This is a genomic window from Aestuariivita boseongensis (assembly GCF_001262635.1).
In the GTDB taxonomy this organism is placed as follows: domain Bacteria; phylum Pseudomonadota; class Alphaproteobacteria; order Rhodobacterales; family Rhodobacteraceae; genus Aestuariivita; species Aestuariivita boseongensis.
This window is the reverse complement of the sequence record NZ_JXYH01000051.1, coordinates 1-18,649: the sequence shown is the minus strand read 5'-3', so window position 1 is coordinate 18,649 and position 18,649 is coordinate 1. Positions and strand designations below refer to the sequence as shown.

The following is an 18,649-nucleotide window of genomic DNA, read 5'->3' as shown; positions in this document are numbered from 1 at the left end:
CGTGAAACTGTCGCCATCTCCACAGGCCAAGCCCCTCAATTTGAACGAGAAATGCCCCAATTTGGCCATGTTCCGGGACGATACCATGCTTGCCGCAATGTGTCCGGCACCTGAAGACGTTCAGGTTTGCAAGAAAGGCGAAACGATGAAACCGTTTGATTATCGCAAGACATTCACTGCCTGCAGCGCACTGCTGCGGCCCGCGTCATTCTGGCGCCGGGAGGATGGGGCAATGACAATTTTCGGGCTGATGCTGATTATGGCCATGGTCATGGTCGTCGGTATCGGCGTCGATATCATGCGGTACGAGCGTGACCGCGTGCAACTGCAGAACACCCTTGACAGGGCCGTGCTGGCTGCCGCCGACATGGATCAGCCGCTGGAGCCGAAAGCCGTGGTGGAGGATTACTTCGCCAAGGCCGGTTTGTCGGACAGCCTGACAAGTGTGGTTCCCGTGACGACCTTGGGATCGCGCCAGGTGACGGCGCAGGCCAATATGAACGTCGACACCTTCTTCATGCAGATGTTCGGATATGAGACGCTGGGCGTTCAAAGCGTCAGCGCCGCGCAGGAATCCGTGCCCAATGTCGAGATTTCGCTTGTCCTCGATATCTCGGGTTCGATGCGCTATTCGAACCGCATGAACGAGCTGCGCCCCGCCGCGCGCGACTTCGTGTCCAGTGTGCTGGGTGAAGGCAACAATGTGGGCAACGGCACCGATACCGTAACCTCGGTGAACCTGATCCCCTATGCGGGCCAGACCAACCCCGGACCCGAGATGTTCGAATATCTGGGCGGCCGCCGTTTCGGCACCAGTGAAAACGATGTGTTCGACGAATGGCAGCAGGACATTTCGAACGTGGCTGTGTGGTTCGACCTGAATGGCAACGGCGAAGTAGACGTTGAGGATACCGGAGAAGGCAAAGATTTCAGCGCGAAGATCGAAGACTACCCTGGTGCTGACGTCGAGGGTTTCGACAAGGATAACCTGAACGAATATTACGAATACGTTGTGGCCTACGTTAAACGTCTGGCTGAACGGACCGGAGCCCCCCTGCCTGAGAGCGCCGCTGCTCTGGGTGCGTCGATCAAGGGCGGCCAGCAGGAAACGACCTTCTTCTATTCCACGACCGGTGATCAGATCGCCGCGCCGAAGGACTTCTGGACCAAAACGGACCTTACGATCAGCTTTAACGATTTCTACAGCGAGGTCGTGCCGAACAACCTGTCATCCTGCCTGGAAATGACAAGCGGTGATTTCACCCATTCAAATCTGCCATCGGGCAGCACCGAACAGGTGGGGCACTTCATGAAGTGGAGCATCGCATCCTCGGTCATGGACTGGGGTTGGTGCCCGTCCGATGACACGGCGATCCAGTACGCCCAGACCGATGAAACCGCTCTGCACAACTTCATCGATGGCATCCGCATGCATGACGGGACCGGCACATTCTATGGTATGAAGTGGGCTTTGACCCTGCTGGATCCCAGCACATCCGCCGCGTTCAGCCATCTGAACGGCCTTGGGCTGGTACCTGATGGCGTCGAAGATCGCCCTGCTGCCTGGGATGATGCGGATACGACCAAATACATCGTTCTGATGACAGATGGTCAGATCACCGATCAGTTCCGCCCGTTCGACAAGCTGGATCCGATCCACGCGACCGTTGAATTCAACAATCAGGAAGGAAACCCCGAATACACGCTGAGCCCGCGGTCGACCAACCTGAACCGTTTCTATGCTCAGTGCGACCTGGCCAAGAACAAAGGTGTAACCATCTATACCATCGCGTTTGACGCGCCCGCGGGTGCCTCGACCGAGATGCGCAACTGCGCTTCGTCGCCCGCGCATTTCTTTGAAGTGGCCAATGGTGCCCTGGACGATGCGTTCACCGCGATCGCGAGCCAGATCAACAAACTGAGGCTGACACAATGATGCGGTTTCTGACAAAGCCCTTCCGTGGGTTCTTCCGCAAGGAAGATGGCAACGCCACGATCGAATTCGCGATCCTCTTCGTGCCGATGTTTTCCACACTGATGTGGGCGGTCGAGCTTGGGATGATCCACATCAACCATTCCATGCTGGAACGGGCAGTGGACAGCACGGTGCGCGATCTGCGACTGGGCACCGGCACTGCGCCGCAACATGCACAGATCCGCGACATGATCTGCGACCGGGCCATGTTCATCGACGATTGCAGCACCACGGTGCGGCTTGAGATGATCCGCATCGACCCGTTCAACTGGCAGAACCCGCCGACGGATATCGACTGTATTGATGCAACACAGCCGATCGAACCGGTGCGGTCCTTCGTCAACGGTGCAAGCAACGAACTGATGTTCCTGCGCGTCTGTGCGAAATATGACCCTATCCTGCCCCATATCGGGCTGTCACAGAGTCTGGACCTTGATGGGAACCTGATGTTCCCGCTGGTCGCAACCGCTGCCTTCGTTCAGGAGCCGAGCTAAGCCATGACCATTCTGACATCTCTGAAAAACGCCCTGAAGCGCTTTCGCCGCGACACCAGCGGGTCGGCCACGATCGAATTCGCGATCATCATGCCGATGCTCTTCTGGACCTATGCGTCAACCTATGTGTTCTTTGACGGCTTCCGTCAGAACACGATCAACCTGCGCGCCGCCTACACGATCGGCGACATGATCTCGCGTGAGACGCAGGCGCTGACGCCGGCCTACATCGACTCGATGTACAACATGACCCAGCTGCTGACGCGGACGGATTCTCCGATGTCGCTGCGCATCACCGTGATCCGCTGGGACGCGGAGGACAACCAGTTCTATCTGGACTGGTCACAAGCGCGCGGTACGGTGACCGCGCTGACCCAGGGCGACATGGCGAATATCGCCACCCGCCTGCCGGTGATGCCCGACGAGGAGCGTGTGATCCTCGTCGAAACCTGGAACACCTGGGAACCGGTCCTGCAAGTGGGCCTGGGCGAACGGTCGATGGACAATTTCATCTTTACCCGGCCGCGTTTCGCACCGCAGGTGGTATTCGACGGCGGGGCCTAACCGCGCTCGATCAGTCTGGCCGAGATCAGATCGGCCATGACCTTGGATTGCGAAGCGGGCGTGACGCCCCCTACCCCGATCCGGCGGCCCGTCCGCCACCATAGCCCCGGCTCCCACCTGTTGGCGGCCGGGGTTTTGGTTTTCAGCATGAACCCGTTCGATGGTTTGAAGGCCAGCATCCCGCGTTCGACCTTCTCGATATCGTCCATGCGGGCGATCACCTCGCCCGACTGGGTGACAAGCCCCTCATCGGTCAATTCAATCCAGCCATCCGTGGCCCTGCGCATCTTGTCGCCCAGCCACAGGGACGCCCCGCCCATCACCAGCAGAAAGACCTGCCAGGCAGGATCGGGCGGTGTGGTGAAAGCCACATAGATCAAAAGCCCGCCCAGAAAAACGAGCATACCCACGCCCAGCCATCTGCGCGGCTGCGATGCGGCTATCCGGGGCTGAAACGGATCGGCCATGTTGCGTCCCTTTTTCCTGTCCGGTCAGGGCTCTAACGCAAGTGGAGCGAGGGAAACAGCCCTATTCGGCGGCGGCGCGGCGGACAATCACCTCGGCCCCCGGCTCTTCTGGTTCGTCATCGACCATCTCCGGCGGAAACCCCGGCGCGCGGATATCAAGGCCCGTGGCCTCTTCCAGCCGTTTGATGATGTTGGGGCTCAGTTCGCGCGGCCCAAACCGTGCAATCCCGTCCTGGAAGATCGAGATCAGCAGCGGGTTCACCTCAAGCGGCACACCGGCGCGGTCGGCCACCTGCTGAAACAGTCCGATATCCTTTGCCACCAGATCCATCGTGAACGAAATATCGCGCGACCCGTTCAGAATCACCTGGCTTTCGGTTTCATGCACGAAAGACGTGCCCGACGAGATCGCAATCGCCTCATAGGCCGTGCCCAGATCCATGCCTGCGCCCTTGGCGACCGTCAGCGCTTCGGCACAGCTGACCAGATTGGCGGTGGCCAGATAGTTGGTGATCACCTTCAGGATCGAGGCCGAGCCGATATCGCCCGTATGCAGCACACGCCGCCCCATGATCGTCAGAAGCGGCAGAATGCGTTCAAACGTCGCCCGGTCGCAGCCCGCGAAGATCGAGATATTGCCGGTATCGGCCCGGTGGCATCCGCCCGACACCGGGCAATCCACCGCCGCACCGCCCTTGTCGATGACCATTTGACCCAGGCGCTTGACCTCGGCCTCGTCGGTGGTCGACATCTCAAGCCAGATCTTGCCAGGACCCACTTCGGCCAGCATCTGCATCAGCACCGCGTCCGAGGCGGCGGGACTGGGCAGGCAGGTGATCACCACGTCGCAGTCGCGCATGACCTGAGCGGGGCTTTCGCCCGCCGTCGCCCCGGTGGCAACCTTGGCCGCCACCAGGTCAGGGTTCAAGTCATATACCATGACGTCCTGCCCGTTGCGGATCAGGCTGCCCGACAATTTGCCACCGACATTGCCCAGACCGATAAAACCGATTTTCATGATGCTGTCCCTTCGTGCATTTGCGCCGACACTCAGACGCAAATCGCGACCCGTCGCGCCTGAATGCGACCTGTCTGCGACGGGCCAGCCCTTTCCTGCGCGTCAGTCCGCGCCCACCATCTGGCGCACCATGTCCCAGTAAAGGGTTTGCACCTGATCCAGCGACAAGCGCCCGCCCGCGCGGTACCATGTGTTGACTCCCGTCAACATCGCAATGATGGCCAGAGAAGCCACTTTGGGATCGCTGATCGTGAAGGCCCCAGCGGCCACACCATCGCTCAGGATCTCTTCCAGCGCGGTTTCATAGCGGCGGCGCTGCGCTTCGATCGCGAGGAAGTTCTCGGGTGTCAGGTTGCGCAGTTCCATATAGGAGATGAAGACAGCCTCGGCCCGTTCCAGGTTGAATCGGATGTGAAAGCGCGCAAAGGCCTCAAGCCGGGCTTTTGGCGTGTCGCCCTTGGGTTCTTCCTCCCACGCGGACAGCAGCGACTGCATATGTTCGTCCATCAGCGCGAAAAGCAGCGTCTGCTTGTCCGGGGTGTAGTTGTAAAGCGCGCCCACCTGCACGCCCACCTCGCCCGCGATCTGGCGCATGGAGACGGCGGCAAACCCGCTTTGGGCAAACAGCCGGAGCGCCGCGGTGCGAATGCGCGGTCCGGTGATATCGGAATGGGAGCCAGCGGTGCGTGCCATGCCTGACAGGTTATCTGAACAGACGTTCAGATAAAAGCCCCGGCTTGCGCGATCCGGGCGCTTGGGGCACAACTCGTGACATGATCCGCGCACCCGCCCTCCCTCTGTTAAAAACGCTGCTGCTTTGTGCGGTCGTTTTGGCGGTGGCAGCCTGTACCGACCCGCCCGACCTGGATGCAAGCGTGGATCCGGCGCTGGAACAGGCAGATTACCCTCAGCTTGTGCCGGTCGCGCAGATCCTGGGCCCGGATACACCCGATCCGGAGGCCGATCTTCAGCGCACCGAACGGCTGGAAGCCCGTGCGGCGGGATTGCAGGCGCGGGCCGCTGGCCTGCAACGCACCAGCGGCATTGACGAGGAAACGCGGCGCAGGCTGAACAGCGATATCCAGACCGACTGACCCGCTGGTTGCGCGCGTCCCCGCAACGGGCTAGGAGACAAATGTTGCCTGCAGCCTCAAGAGGATTTCCATGACCGCTTCGCTTCGTCTCGGCATAGCCGGCCTCGGCACCGTTGGCATCGGTGTCGTCAAGATCGTCCGCCAGCAAGCGACCCTTCTGAGCGCGCGCACCGGGACGCAAATCACGATTTCGGCGGTTTCGGCACGGACAAAAGGCAAGGACCGGGGCGTGTCGCTTGCCGGGTATGACTGGGAAGACGATCCGGTCAAGCTGGCCACGCGCGATGACCTCGATGTCTATGTCGAACTGATGGGCGGCACGGACGGACCTGCCAAAGCCTCGGTCGAGGCGGCGCTGAAAGCCGGCAAGGACGTGGTCACCGCCAACAAGGCAATGCTGGCCGTTCATGGTCAGGCGCTTGCCGAACTGGCCGAGGAACATGGCCGCGTCATCCGGTATGAGGCTGCTGTGGCCGGCGGCATCCCCGTGATCAAGGCGCTTACCGAAGGGCTGGCAGGCAATGAAATCACTCGCGTCATGGGCGTGATGAACGGCACCTGCAACTATATCCTGACCCGGATGGAGAAGGCGGGCCTGACCTATGAGGAGGCCTTCGCGGAAGCCGACGGGCTGGGCTATGTGGAGGCGGATCCGACGCTGGATGTGGGCGGGATCGACGCGGGTCACAAGCTGGCGATCCTGTCGGCGATTGCCTTCGGCACGAAACCGGATTTTGACGGAATCGAGCTGGAAGGCATCACCCGCGTGTCGATCGAGGATATCCGCGCCGCGGCCGACATGGAGTATCGCATCAAGCTGCTGGGCGTGGCGCAGCGCACGGGCCGCGGATTGGAGCAGCGCATGCAGCCCTGTCTTGTGCCCGCCAACTCGCCCCTGGGACAGCTGGAGGGCGGCACGAACATGGTTGTGATCGAGGGCCATGCCGTCGAACAGATCGTCCTGCGCGGCCCCGGAGCGGGCGAAGGCCCGACCGCCAGCGCGGTGATGGGCGATGTCTGCGATATCGCGCGCGGGTTCCGCCTGCCCGTCTTTGGCCAGCCCGCCACCACACTGGAAGCGGCGAAAAGCGCGCGCTCTGAACTGCCAGCGCCCTATTACCTGCGGATGACGCTTTTGGACAAACCCGGCGCATTGGCCAAGATCGCGGCGATTTTGGGCAATTCCGGCATCTCGATCGACCGGATGCGCCAATATGGTCACGACGACACGAACGCGCCTGTGCTGATCGTGACGCACAAGACCTCGCGCGCGGCGCTGGACGAGGCGCTGGCCGCCATGGGCCAGACCGATGTGGTGATGGCGCCACCGGTCGCGTTGCGCATTGAACATGTATAAGACCGCCCCAGGCGGCAGGATGATAAGGGACAGCTTTTTATGAGTGACGATACCGAATTTCACGACCGCATGCTCTCATTGGGTCTGGCGCGGGTGGCTGAACAGGCCGCGCTGGCCTCGGCCGATCTGATCGGACGTGGCGATGAAAAAGCCGCCGACCAGGCCGCCGTGAATGCCATGCGCGAACAGCTGAACCTGCTGGATATCGCGGGCGTTGTCGTGATCGGCGAAGGGGAACGCGATGAAGCGCCGATGCTCTATATCGGCGAAGAGGTGGGTACCGGGAACGGCCCCGGTGTGGACATTGCTCTGGACCCGCTGGAAGGCACGACACTGACCGCCAAGGATATGCCCAACGCACTGACCGTGATCGCCATGGGGCCGCGCGGGTCGATGCTGCATGCGCCTGACGTCTATATGGAAAAGCTGGCGGTGGGTCCGGGCTTTGAACCGGGTGTTGTCAATCTGGACATGAGCGCCTCGGAGCGGGTGGAGGCATTGGCCGCAGCGAAGGGCTGCAAGCCGTCCGATATCACCGTCTGCATCCTGGAACGCCCGCGCCATGAAGAGATGATTGCGGGTGTCCGCTCCACCGGTGCGGCAATCCGGTTGATCACCGATGGCGACGTTGCAGGCGTGATGCACTGCGCCGAAGCCGATGTCACCGGCATCGACATGTATATGGGCACGGGCGGCGCGCCCGAAGGGGTGCTCGCGGCGGCTGCACTGAAATGCATGGGTGGCCAGATCTTTGGACGGCTTCTGTTCCGCAATGACGATGAGGTCTCTCGCGCCACGCGGGCCGGGATCACCGATCTGGACCGCGTCTATACCCGCGATGAAATGGTCACCCAGGATGTGATTTTCGCCGCAACCGGCGTGACAGGTGGCAGCCTGCTGCCTGGCATTCGGCGTGAGCCGGGTTGGGTGACGACCGAGACGCTGCTGATGCGCTCGAAGACCGGATCGGTGCGCCGGATGGAATACCGCACGCCCGTGGAGTAACGGGGTGAAGCGCCCTGCGGGCGTTTTGGGTATTTGAGGCCAGAAAGAAGCAGGAGGGCGCGTGAGCTTTCTGGGGGTGGAGCGGTCGATGACGGGTCGGCGCTGGGTTGGTCCAGACGCCGGTATTGACCGCGCGGCGGAAGCTTTGGTTCAGGGCTGTGATCTGCCACATCCGGTGGCCTTGGTTCTCGCCCGTCGAGGCGTGGGGCCGGAAACCGCCGAGGCCTATCTGAAGCCCTTGTTGCGGGATCTGCTGCCCGATCCGAGATCATTGAAGGATATGGAGCGGGCTGCGGCGCGGTTCCTTCAGGCGGTGGAGCGGCGCGAGCAGATTGCGATCTTTGCCGATTATGATGTGGATGGCGGCAGCTCGGCGGCGCTGCTGATCTGGTGGCTGCGCGACATGGGGTTGAGCGCCACACTCTATGTGCCGGACCGTATTGATGAGGGGTACGGCCCGAACCCACTCGCGATGGCGGCGCTGGCGCGCGATCACGATCTGATCCTGTGTGTGGATTGCGGGACGCTGTCTCATGACGCTTTGGCGGCGGCGGAGGGCGCGGATGTCGTGGTGCTGGATCACCACCTGGGCGGGGAGACCCTGCCCCCTGCTTTAGCGGTCGTGAACCCCAACCGGCAGGATGAAAGCGGCGATCTGGGCCATCTTTGCGCGGCAGCGGTTGTGTTTCTGATGCTGGTCGAAGCCGGGCGGCAATTGCGCGAGGCGGGCAAGACCGGACCTGATCTGATGTCGCTTCTGGATCTGGTCGCGCTGGCCACGGTGGCCGATGTCGCGCCGCTGACCGGCGTAAACCGGGCCTTGGTGCGCCAAGGGTTGACCGTGATGGGGCGCAGGCATCGCCCTGGCTTGGTGGCGCTGGCCGATGCGGCGCGTTTGGATACGGCCCCGCAAGCCTATCATCTGGGATTTGTGCTGGGCCCGCGCGTGAATGCCGGGGGCCGGATCGGGCAAGCCGATTTGGGCGCGCGCTTGCTGTCCACCGCCGATCCGCATGAAGCCAGCGCCATGGCCGCGCGGCTGGAAGAGCTGAACGCCGAGAGGCGCGAGATCGAGGCGCAGGTGCGTTTGGCCGCGCTGGACCAGGCCGAGGAGCGGGGTCTGGACGCGCCGCTGGTCTGGGCCGCGGGGGAAGGCTGGCATCCCGGGGTCGTGGGGATCGTCGCCTCCCGCCTGAAGGAAACCGCGAACCGGCCCGCGATTGTCATCGGATTTGATGGGGACGAGGGCAAGGGATCTGGGCGCTCGGTCTCTGGCGTGGATCTGGGCGCGTCGATCCAGCGGCTGGCGCAAGAGGGGCTGCTGATCAAGGGCGGCGGGCACAAGATGGCCGCGGGCCTGACCGTTGCGCGCGATCAGTTGGAGCCCGCGATGGCGCGGCTGTCGGAGCTTTTGGCCAAACAAGGCGCCGGTGAGGCCGGCCCCGCCGATCTGCGCCTGGACGGCGCGCTGATGCCGGGGGCTGCAACGCCCGAGTTGATCACAGCGCTGGAGGATGCCGGGCCCTTCGGTGCCTCCTCCCCCGCGCCGCGTTTTGCTTTGCCGGAGATGCAGATAAAATTTGCCAAGCGCGTGGGCGAGACGCATTTGAAACTGACGATCTCGGACGGGATGGGGGCTGGGTTGGACGCAATCTGTTTTGGCGCGTTTGAGAGCGATCTGGGCCCCCGGCTGAGCGCCGGAGATGGTGCGCGATATCATCTGGCAGGCCGGTTGGAGATCAATCACTGGGGCGGCCGCCAGCGCGTGCAAATGCGTGTGGAAGACGCGGCGCCTGCGTAACCCCCTGCCCATGAAAAAAGCGCCCTTCGACGCAACTTTCTGCTTGCACGCGGGCGTCCGATTTCATAATCACCCGCTCACGACCTGAAGTGGCCCGTTCGTCTATCGGTTAGGACGCCAGGTTTTCAACCTGGAAAGAGGGGTTCGATTCCCCTACGGGCTGCCACCTTATTGAGCCAAATCTTTGATTTTCATGAGAAAATCTCTGATTGCAAAACTAACGTCCCCCAGAAAATCCCCCACGCTTACTTGGACCGCCCCGGATATTTCGGGAATATGAGTCGTCCAATCAGGTGTAGCAGCGCGCGGTAATGACAAAATTTTTGCTCTTGCTGACGACCACCCCAAGCTACCGCTGCTTTGCGTTTGTTGCTCCCCAAAACTGCCCCCAGCCTCAACGGAAGCTTTTACCAACAGCGGGCGTTCAACAAAATCCGAGCAACGACCGGGTTGCGGACAAACCGGCCTGATGCACCAGCGGCATCGGTTATCGATTAGCTCCCTTTACTTCAGCCACATCATCGCTGCAGTGCAGCTCAGTTTCCCGAAAGCAGTTGTTAAACTCGCGCAAAATGAGCCAGACCCAAACTGGTCGTTCAACGCGCGAGCTTTCGATGTCTCACATGCGGAAAAAGCGGTCCACGGCATTGCGGATCTCGCAGAGCCCGAACAGCTGAGCGTGACAAGGGTTTGCTTGCGGAGCTATGGTTTTCAAGTTTGGTTTCAATGCAATAGATCCAAAATCCGCCGTTTGTGATCCAGTTCACACCGAAAGAGGCTGACATCAGATATCCTTGCCTAAGGGCGGTCCCTTGCCGTCCGGAAAGTGGAGGAGACCATGATTCAGATCACCACATTGGATGGCGGTACAGCACGTGTAGCGCCCGAAACGATAGAAACGCTGGATGCATCCCTCAGAGGGAGCGTGTCCCGGGATGGTGACCCGGGGTATGACGACGCGCGGACCCTTTGGAACGCGATGGTGGATCGCCGCCCGGGATTGGTGGTGCATGCCGCAGGTACAAGCGACGTCCAGCAGGCCGTTGCGTTTGCCCGCGCGCACAATCTCTTGATGGCAATTCGGGCCGGCGGGCATCAAATCGCCGGGCATGCGGTGGCGGATGGCGCGCTTTTGCTGGACCTGTCATCCATGACCTCGGTCAGCGTCGACCCCGTGGCCAAAACCGCCCGGGTTGAGCCAGGCGCCCTGCTGGGCGACGTGGACAAGGAAACCCAGGCCCATGAGCTGATTGTTCCGACGGGCATCAATTCGACAACCGGGATTGCGGGACTGACGCTTGGAGGCGGTTTTGGCTGGACCACGCGCCGGTTCGGCATGACGATCGACAACTTGCTTGCAGCAGAAGTCGTCACCGCAGATGGTACCATCCTGACATGCGACGACACGCAGAACGCAGATCTGTTCTGGGCGCTGCGCGGTGGGGGCGGGAATTTCGGCGTCGTCACGGCGTTCCATTTCCGGCTGCATGCGCTGGGGCCCGAGGTGATGTCGGGGCTAATCGTGCACCCGATCTCCGAAGCGGCCGAATTGCTGGGCGGGCTCAGAACAATCATCGATGGCGCCGATGACAAGCTGACCGTCTGGTCGGTGATGCGCAAGGCGCCGCCCTTGCCGTTCCTGCCGGAGGAATGGCACGGAAAGGAGGTCTTGATATTTGCTGCATGCTATTGTGGTGACATGGCCGAGGGCGAAAAGGCGCTTGCAGGTCTGCGGGCGCTGGGGTCGCCAATTGTCGATGTGATCGGACCGCACCCCTTCGTGGGCTGGCAGGCTGCGTTCGATCCGCTTTTGACACCGGGTGCGAGGAATTATTGGAAAAGCCATGATTTCGAGTATCTGCCGGATGATGCGATTACCACGCTGGTCGATGCCATCGGCCAACTGCCCGATCCGCAGTCGGAAGTGTTCATCGCCCATGTCGGCGGGGCCATGGCGCGGGTATCACCAGATGCCACGGCCTATTCCGAGAGGTCCGCGCATTTCATCATGAATGTACACACGCGCTGGAGCCATGCAGCGCAGGATGATGCCTGCATCACTTGGGCGCGAAAGCTCTTTGACGATATGAAGCCCTATGCGACGGGCAGTGCCTATGTGAACTTCATGCCCGACGACGAGGCCGACCGTGTCAGTACAGTATACGGGCCGAACATGAAGCGGCTGTCCGAGGTCAAGGCGGTCTATGACCCGGACAACTTCTTCCGTTGCAATCACAACATTCCACCCGCTCGGACGCAGGAGGCGGCCGAGTAGCAAGCATGGTGCAAACGCCCGGGCCCGCACGTCGGTGCAGGCCCGGGCGCCTGTGCAGGGGTAAACTTGCTTGTCATGGTTGAAACGCGCATTCTAGGAAAATGACACTGCACATCGAGACATGGCTGAGTGACCTGGGCCTGGATCAATACGTCGACGCCTTTCGCGAAAACGACGTGGATGACCGGGTTCTGCCCCTGCTGACGGGCGATGACCTGAAAGAGCTTGGGGTCAGTCTGGGGCACAGGAAGCTGATCCTTGCAGCGCTGGCCGACCTGTCGCCCGAGGCAGCCGATGAAGGGGCGCAAGACCACGCGGAGCCTGACACCAAGACGCCCCCTCCGCCCGTGACCCTGACGCAGGCCGCAACGGATGAGCCAGATTCCGCCGCGCCGGCCGAGCGTCGACATCTGACAGTGATGTTTGCAGATCTGGTCGGATCGACAGAACTGACAAACCGACTTGATCCCGAGGACATGCGCGGTCTTTTGCAGCGGTATCAGGACGCCGTCGCGGGGGCCGTCAGCCGCTATGGCGGATATGTGGCAAAATATATGGGCGATGGCGTGTTGATATTCTTTGGCTGGCCGCGGGCCTACGAAGATCACGCCGTGCGGGCGATCAAGGCAGGTCTGGACATCGTACAGCGCGTGACGGGTCAGACCGCGCCGGATGGCGCGCCCCTGTCCGTTCGGATGGGTATCGCCAGCGGCGAGGTCGTGGTGGGTGATGCAATCGGCGAAAACACCTATGAGGAAGGGGCGATGACCGGTCCGATCCTAAATCTGGCGGCACGCATCCAATCACACGCCCCGCCAAACTGCATAGTTATGCCTGAGGTAGGTACCGAAGCATCGCTGAAGAAAATGTTCGAGTTTGTGCCGATGGGTGACGTATCGCTCAAAGGGTTCGACACGTCCTATGCTTTGTTGCAAGTCACGGCCGAACGGGATGCCGAGAGCCGGTTTCATGCGGCCCATAGCGAAAGTTCGGCCGACGTGATGATCGGCCGCACGCTGGAACGTGACATCCTGCGGCAGGCGTGGCAGCGCGCGCAGGACGGAAAGGGCGAGGTTGTCTTGCTGACGGGCGAAGCAGGCATCGGCAAATCCAGAACGACCGAGGCGTTTCTGTCTGAACCCAGCGTGGTCGAAGCGGCAGATATCATCCGGTTGAATTGTTCCCCCTATCTGACCAGCAGCCCGTTTCACCCGGTGACCGAGCGCATTTCGCAAGATGCCGGCGTGGAACCCGATTTTGATGACGACCGGGTTTTGAAAAACGTGCGCGCGATGCTCGAGGCGCGCCCCGGGCTGGACTGGCGGCAGGTCTTGCCGGTTTTCGCTGCGCTAGTCGCGCCGCGCAGCACGATGGCCAGAGACGTGCTGGCCATGTCCCCGCAAGAGCAACGCGATATCACCATCCAGACGCTTATCAACACCGTGAAGTTGCGTGCCGAACAGCGCCCGGTTATCTTGTTTGTCGAAGACGCCCATTGGATCGATCCCTCGACACACGCACTGATCGACAGGTTCAAGGATGTCTGTGTGGATCTGCCGCTGTTTGTCCTGATCACGCACCGGCCGGAATGGTCAATGGAGCAGGATGAGGGGGACGCACATGTCCAGTCCCTGCGCCTGCGCCGGTTCGATGCCGATCACGTATCTGACCTGGTACGAAACATCACCGGGGACGAACCCAGCCCCGCGTTGATCGACCTGATAATTGAAAAGACCGATGGTATCCCGCTGTTCGTCGAGGAATTGACCCGGACGATAATTGCCTCGGACGGTCAGGACATCGACAATGTGCCCACATCCCTACGTGGCGCGTTGATGGCGCGTTTGGATGCAATGTCACCCCATGCCAAGCAGGTTGCGCTGGCTGCAGCCGTGATCGGGCGCGAGTTTGAACCCGAGCTTCTTGCCGAGACCGTGGGCAATGGGCAAATCGACATTCCGTCTAGCCTGGATGAGTTACGCAAAGCAGGGCTGATCTTCGAGAGCGGCATCGGTCGCGGGCGATACGTGTTCAGGCACGCGCTTATTCGCGATACCGCGTATCAGTCCATGCTGGTGTCCACCCGCAGGCAACACCATGCCCGCGTGGCCAGCGCCATGACCCGGATGCGCGCCGCCGAAGTGGAAAGACAGCCCGAGCTTGTGGCGTGGCACCTGACCCAAGCCGAAGACTGGTCCGGGGCGTATGAACGGTGGCGCATGGCCTCAGAAATGGCGCTGGCGCGCTCGGCCAGTCGCGAGGCCATGGCCAATGCGCAGGAGACACTGCAAGCCGCGCAGCATCTTGGGGACGCCGCCTGCCCGGAGATGATCGCCGCCAAGATCCTGGTCGGCCGCGGTTATGACAGCCTGGGCCGATTGCCCGAATGTATAGAGCTGTTGGAAGAGGCCCTGGTCGCTGCGCGCCATATCAAGAACCCGGAACTTGCCGCGGATGCGGCGAACCACTTTGCGGACACCGCAATGATGGCTGGCGATTGGCATCGCGATGCCATCAACTATTGCCGGGCGGCTCTGAACGATCTGCCCGAACAGGATGAGCGGCGGCGCACCAGTCTGCTGAGCCAGCTTGCCCGCGCGTATATGTTCACCGGACGGTTGGAAAAAAGCAGCCAGTACGGCCGCAAGGCCATGGAACTGGCAGCCAAGCTAGGGGATCACAAGGCCCAGTTTTCCGTGATGATGTCGCGTTTCGGCGCGCCCTTCATCGCCCGCAGCGAGGAAGAACGGTACAACTGGCGCGACAATCTTGAACAGATGCACGCGGTTGCCGAAAAGCTGAACAACATCGATCAGGGGCGGGACAGGACGCTGAGCCTGTTCGTGGGCGCCGAAATGGCCGATCGCGCGCTGATGGATCATTCTCTGCAGTTGCTGACCGAGATTTCCGAGAAGGACAACCATCTGCAGCTCTACTGGGTCCAGGTCCATGCCCGCGCGATGGTTGCGATACTGGAAGGACAATTCGCCCAAGCGGAGAACTTCGCCAACGAAGCGGTGCAGATCGGTCGCCAGACCCACGGAGAGCATGTTGAGGGCGTGTTTGGCGTCCAGATGTTCACCATCCGGCGCGAGCAGAGCAGGCTGCAGGAGGTCGCCCCGGTTATCAAGCGACTCATGTCCAAAAACCCGGAAGACACCACGTGGCAGCCCGGGTTTGGCCTGATCGCGGCCGAACTGGGCTTTGTTGATGCGGCAGAACGGATTCTGAACGAGCTGGCCGAAACTGGGTTCCAACTGCCCCGCGACGCAATGTATTCCACGACCCTGTCCTATCTGGCCGATGTTTGCGTGGCGGTTGATAGCCGTGAACATGCGGCCACCATCTATGACATGCTGTTGCCTTACGAACATATGACCGTGACCGCGGGTGCAACGACGGTTTGTTCGGGCGCGGCGGCGCGTCGGTTGGGCAGCCTGGCCGCATTGATGGGATCATGGGAGGACTGCGAAGCGATGTTTGAGACCGCTCTTGATGTGGACAGGCGCATGCATGCGCCGCCCTGGCTGGCACACAGCAAGGCGGCCTTTGCGGCGGCTCTGCGGCGGCGGGGACGCAAGGCTGATCTGCGGCGTGCGATCGTATTGGAGGCGGAGGCGTTGGCAACGGCGCGGGAACTGGGTATGGTTGCCCTTACGGCAAGGCTTGAGCACCAAGCGGCGTAGGCTTGGCCGGCGTGCGATGGAGGACGCAATGCCACGATACATTATTGAAAGAGAATTTGCCGAGAAGCTGGAAGTCGACGACGACGCGAAGAAACACATCAAAGAGATCAATGATGAGGAAGGCGTCGAGTGGATTTTTTCGTTTCTCAGTGCGGATAAGAAGAAAACCTATTGCCTCTATGAAGCGCCGGACGAAGACAGTTTGCGCAGCGCGGCGGCACGCCTGAATATACCAGCCGACGTCATCACGCCGGTGGACCGCATCGATCCGGGTATTTTCGCCTGATCCGGCAGGCCAGCCTGAAATGTACGCTTGAAATGGCGATGCTCTGAGGCGCTGGTGCTTCAGAGCGCTTACATGCATTTGACTCACGGGTTGTCGGATTTGTGCTTTCGGTGATCGTTCTTTTCGCCAAGGTACTGCGGCTTTGCCAGCAAAACCGAGATTGGCGTTGATTGCAGCGATGGTTGTTATTCTGGCCTCTGCAATGAACGCTGTTCTCATCACCAAAGTCGCCTTCGGAATCTGAGCGGACGCTGGGGTCATTTATTGCGGCGTCCGGTCTGGGATGGCGGACAACTGGTGCCGTCCGCCAAAGCTTCAGATGTCGATCTTCTCGGCAATACTCAACGCATCATCGAGTTCGACGCCGAGGTATCGAACCGTGCTGTCCACGTTTGTATGGCCGAGCAGCAACGAACCGCGCGCAAATTGCCTGTCTTCCGATAAATCAGCGCTGCCTTGGTCCTGCGTAGCGAGTGCGTGCCATATGAGGCGGCATGCCCAGTCTAATCAGGGCTCACACCGATCATTTCAGATAATTTAGACAAACGGCTGCTCAGCGTGACGGCGCTCACATTCGTCGTAGATGTTGGCGTTCACCCGATCCCGTCGACTACAACTAGATTGGTCGAGGCTGTCGCAAGACGGATTTTTGCCAGCTCTTTGTAATCCGGGTCGCTGTGCCATGCTTTTGCCTTTACCACAGACGGAAACCGCATGATCACAGTGCGAGGTTTCGCCCATTATCCCTCAAGAACATCGGTCTCAGCGCGCGATGTTGCCAGGAGCTCCCCTCCATGACGAAGAAAGCTTGGCATGAACCCATCGAGGTAGGCTTGATATGCGTCCGGGTCATGTATGTCGAACTGACCGATTACGTAGGCTGGCATGATATTTTCTTTGTCCTAATGTTCCTCAGCTATGAGTGGATATCCTGTTTGCGCACGGGCAACTGTCAGGATGTCAACGATCGAAGGCATGGAATTAGTGTCATACCATTCAGCCTGGGTCCGGTAGCGGAGGGAGTTGGCGTAAGTATAGAATTATCGCGTCGATATCCTCGGGCGTCATCCGGCTGTAGTATCCGTAACCCATGGGCGGCAGCATCGGTGTACCGCCAGGCCTAACGCCGCTTGTGATCATTTGCTTAAGCTCGGCATCTGTCCATTCCACTATACCGTCCTCTTGATGGGAGGTCAGGTTGGACGAAATCGATGTCCCCCACGGGCCGTGGAACTCGAAACCGCCCGCACCAAGTTGGTTGACCCAATCAGGTCCCATGGGCCCCATTGGGCTGTGACACTCAATGCAATGCGCCACCGGTCCGGCCAGATACTCTCCATATTCGACTGTCACACCTTCTTCTGGATGCGCGACACTCGTAACGGGCGGTCCGTATGCTGGCGGTAACGGTATGTCATACACGCTTTCGCCGGGGTCATTCTCCACCGCGGGCAGGCTTCGAAGATACATAACGATCGACATTACGTCGTCGTCCGACAACCGACTGTAGAGTGCGATGGGCATTGGGGGCCCGATCACCCGCGATCCACCCGGAGTGACACCTTCCCGGATTGCCCGGGCAAATTCCTCGTCTGTCCAATCCGCCACACGTCCACCCGGAGTGATATTGGGCGCAATCGCGGTAAAGCCCGGTGTCTTTTCCACCAGCCGGCCGGCTTGGTTCATCTCCATAACGGGTCCGTTGGGTCCGATCGGCGTGTGACAATTGCCACAGGCGGCAGGTCCTTCGACAAGGTACTCGCCTCTCTCCAAAGTCGGTGCTGCAAACGCTATTGTGCCGCAGATAATGGCAATTCCCGCCAAGCCAATGGTTTTCATGTCTGTACCCCCCTGTTCTCCAAAGGATGGCATAGCAAGCGAATTTTCCAAAGTTTTTTGACGCGAGCCATGCGCGCCACCTAATTCAGAAGTACAAATTGTAGATGGCTTTGGTGGTTGGGCAGACACGACCGAGCGCGCACTACCGTCTCAGTTGTGCGGTTTTACTGATGATTTTTACGTCCGCCTTGGGCTCAGAGCAGTCATCTGAGTCTTTTTGTCGGATAACCGGTTTGAATAGGCTTGCGGGCCTTGACCTATCCATCACAAACCCTGCGCCCGCGCGTTTTTTCCGAGCAGGCTGGCCAGTTTCCGCAGAGTTTCCACTTCCTTGCTGCGCAGACCGTGCTTGAAGTTGGGGTGCGTCTCCCCACGCGGAGCACCACCGCCTGCGCCATGGAGGCGGCACACGGACCACCCGCGCTTGGCGGGGTTACAGCACCGCTGTCGCGTTGACTTGGCCATGGCCGTGCATCTGGGCGCGTCTCTGAGCCTCTGAGTGGGGTCTATGGGGTTACCGTCACTTTTCACGGCTACCCCTCCCCTGGGTGGTGACATCGCCCACGATGGCTTGTCCGCCGCTCTCTACATTGACGCGTTCAACCCGAACGACTTGTTGAGCCTTGGCCCGGTTCTTTTTCAGCGCTTCCATCTGGATGGTGAAGGTGCGCGTGAGCTTTGTCATAGCTCGTTCTGCGCTGTCTTTTTGAGCCAGAGTACTTCCCCAATGATACCGACGGGATGCATCCATCGCGCAGACATGCGTTACGGCCATCTGGGCCGCCAGC

15 protein-coding genes, 1 tRNA gene and 2 pseudogenes are annotated in these 18,649 nt (G+C 60.6%); 11 read left to right on the top strand and 7 right to left on the bottom strand.

The features are described from left to right. Nucleotides 1–232 precede the first annotated feature (232 nt). The 3 genes from TR61_RS16260 to TR61_RS16250 are packed head-to-tail and all read left to right on the top strand — an operon-like array spanning nucleotide 233 to nucleotide 3,033. Nucleotides 233–1,936, top strand: a complete 1,704-nt coding sequence (locus TR61_RS16260) for a Tad domain-containing protein (protein WP_172677003.1) — start codon at nucleotides 233–235, stop codon at nucleotides 1,934–1,936. Next, complete coding sequence (locus tag TR61_RS16255) at nucleotides 1,936–2,469, top strand: TadE/TadG family type IV pilus assembly protein (protein WP_342669449.1); 534 nt, start codon at nucleotides 1,936–1,938, stop codon at nucleotides 2,467–2,469. The genes TR61_RS16260 and TR61_RS16255 overlap by 1 nt, the downstream gene beginning before the upstream one ends. 3 nt (nucleotides 2,470–2,472) lie before the next feature. Beyond that, nucleotides 2,473–3,033 carry a TadE/TadG family type IV pilus assembly protein gene (locus TR61_RS16250; RefSeq protein ID WP_245626908.1) on the top strand — a complete coding sequence of 187 codons (561 nt, stop codon included), beginning with the start codon at nucleotides 2,473–2,475 and terminating at the stop codon, nucleotides 3,031–3,033. Here TR61_RS16250 and TR61_RS16245 read toward each other — a convergent pair. From TR61_RS16245 to TR61_RS16235, 3 genes are all read right to left on the bottom strand, one after another. Then, nucleotides 3,030–3,500: a hypothetical protein gene (locus tag TR61_RS16245; protein WP_050931577.1), complete on the bottom strand. Its 471-nt coding sequence runs from the start codon at nucleotides 3,498–3,500 to the stop codon at nucleotides 3,030–3,032. The two genes, TR61_RS16250 and TR61_RS16245, sit on opposite strands and share 4 nt — an antisense overlap. A gap of 61 nt (nucleotides 3,501–3,561) precedes the next feature. After that, complete coding sequence (locus tag TR61_RS16240) at nucleotides 3,562–4,518, bottom strand: NAD(P)-dependent oxidoreductase (RefSeq protein ID WP_050931576.1); 957 nt, start codon at nucleotides 4,516–4,518, stop codon at nucleotides 3,562–3,564. Nucleotides 4,519–4,620: 102 nt separating this feature from the next. Then, nucleotides 4,621–5,211 (bottom strand): TetR/AcrR family transcriptional regulator, encoded by a 591-nt coding sequence (locus TR61_RS16235; RefSeq protein ID WP_050931586.1) that lies wholly within the window; start codon nucleotides 5,209–5,211, stop codon nucleotides 4,621–4,623. A gap of 80 nt (nucleotides 5,212–5,291) precedes the next feature. Here TR61_RS16235 and TR61_RS16230 point away from each other — a divergent pair, with 80 nt between their 5' ends. The 8 genes from TR61_RS16230 (at nucleotide 5,292) to TR61_RS16195 (ending at nucleotide 16,022) form a co-directional block, all read left to right on the top strand. Continuing rightward, a complete protein-coding gene (locus TR61_RS16230) occupies nucleotides 5,292–5,612 on the top strand; it encodes a hypothetical protein (RefSeq protein WP_050931575.1) in 321 nt (106 codons plus the stop codon). A gap of 70 nt (nucleotides 5,613–5,682) precedes the next feature. Further along, nucleotides 5,683–6,969, top strand: a complete 1,287-nt coding sequence (locus tag TR61_RS16225) for a homoserine dehydrogenase (RefSeq protein ID WP_050931574.1) — start codon at nucleotides 5,683–5,685, stop codon at nucleotides 6,967–6,969. A 39-nt stretch (nucleotides 6,970–7,008) separates the two neighbouring features. After that, complete coding sequence (glpX, locus tag TR61_RS16220; RefSeq protein ID WP_050931573.1) at nucleotides 7,009–7,974, top strand: class II fructose-bisphosphatase; 966 nt, start codon at nucleotides 7,009–7,011, stop codon at nucleotides 7,972–7,974. A gap of 61 nt (nucleotides 7,975–8,035) precedes the next feature. Next, a complete protein-coding gene (recJ, locus tag TR61_RS16215) occupies nucleotides 8,036–9,775 on the top strand; it encodes a single-stranded-DNA-specific exonuclease RecJ (RefSeq protein ID WP_050931572.1) in 1,740 nt (579 codons plus the stop codon). A gap of 91 nt (nucleotides 9,776–9,866) precedes the next feature. Beyond that, nucleotides 9,867–9,941 (top strand) — tRNA-Glu (locus TR61_RS16210). A 672-nt stretch (nucleotides 9,942–10,613) separates the two neighbouring features. Further along, nucleotides 10,614–12,050, top strand: a complete 1,437-nt coding sequence (locus tag TR61_RS16205; RefSeq protein ID WP_050931571.1) for an FAD-binding oxidoreductase — start codon at nucleotides 10,614–10,616, stop codon at nucleotides 12,048–12,050. A 101-nt stretch (nucleotides 12,051–12,151) separates the two neighbouring features. Beyond that, a complete protein-coding gene (locus TR61_RS16200) occupies nucleotides 12,152–15,736 on the top strand; it encodes an AAA family ATPase (RefSeq protein WP_050931570.1) in 3,585 nt (1,194 codons plus the stop codon). A gap of 16 nt (nucleotides 15,737–15,752) precedes the next feature. Continuing rightward, nucleotides 15,753–16,022, top strand: a complete 270-nt coding sequence (locus TR61_RS16195; RefSeq protein ID WP_245626907.1) for a DUF4242 domain-containing protein — start codon at nucleotides 15,753–15,755, stop codon at nucleotides 16,020–16,022. Between the two features lie 315 nt (nucleotides 16,023–16,337). Here TR61_RS16195 and TR61_RS20415 read toward each other — a convergent pair. The 4 genes and pseudogenes from TR61_RS20415 to TR61_RS20280 all read right to left on the bottom strand — a co-directional run. After that, nucleotides 16,338–16,513 (bottom strand): annotated as a pseudogene (locus tag TR61_RS20415) (integrase); the annotation flags it as partial. Between the two features lie 102 nt (nucleotides 16,514–16,615). Continuing rightward, nucleotides 16,616–16,909: pseudogene (locus tag TR61_RS20575) on the bottom strand (DUF1330 domain-containing protein). A gap of 109 nt (nucleotides 16,910–17,018) precedes the next feature. Next, nucleotides 17,019–17,708 carry a cytochrome c gene (locus tag TR61_RS16190; protein ID WP_245626906.1) on the bottom strand — a complete coding sequence of 230 codons (690 nt, stop codon included), beginning with the start codon at nucleotides 17,706–17,708 and terminating at the stop codon, nucleotides 17,019–17,021. 673 nt (nucleotides 17,709–18,381) lie between these two features. Next, on the bottom strand, nucleotides 18,382–18,649 hold a 268-nt coding region (locus tag TR61_RS20280), incomplete at its 5' end, for a hypothetical protein (protein WP_216595417.1).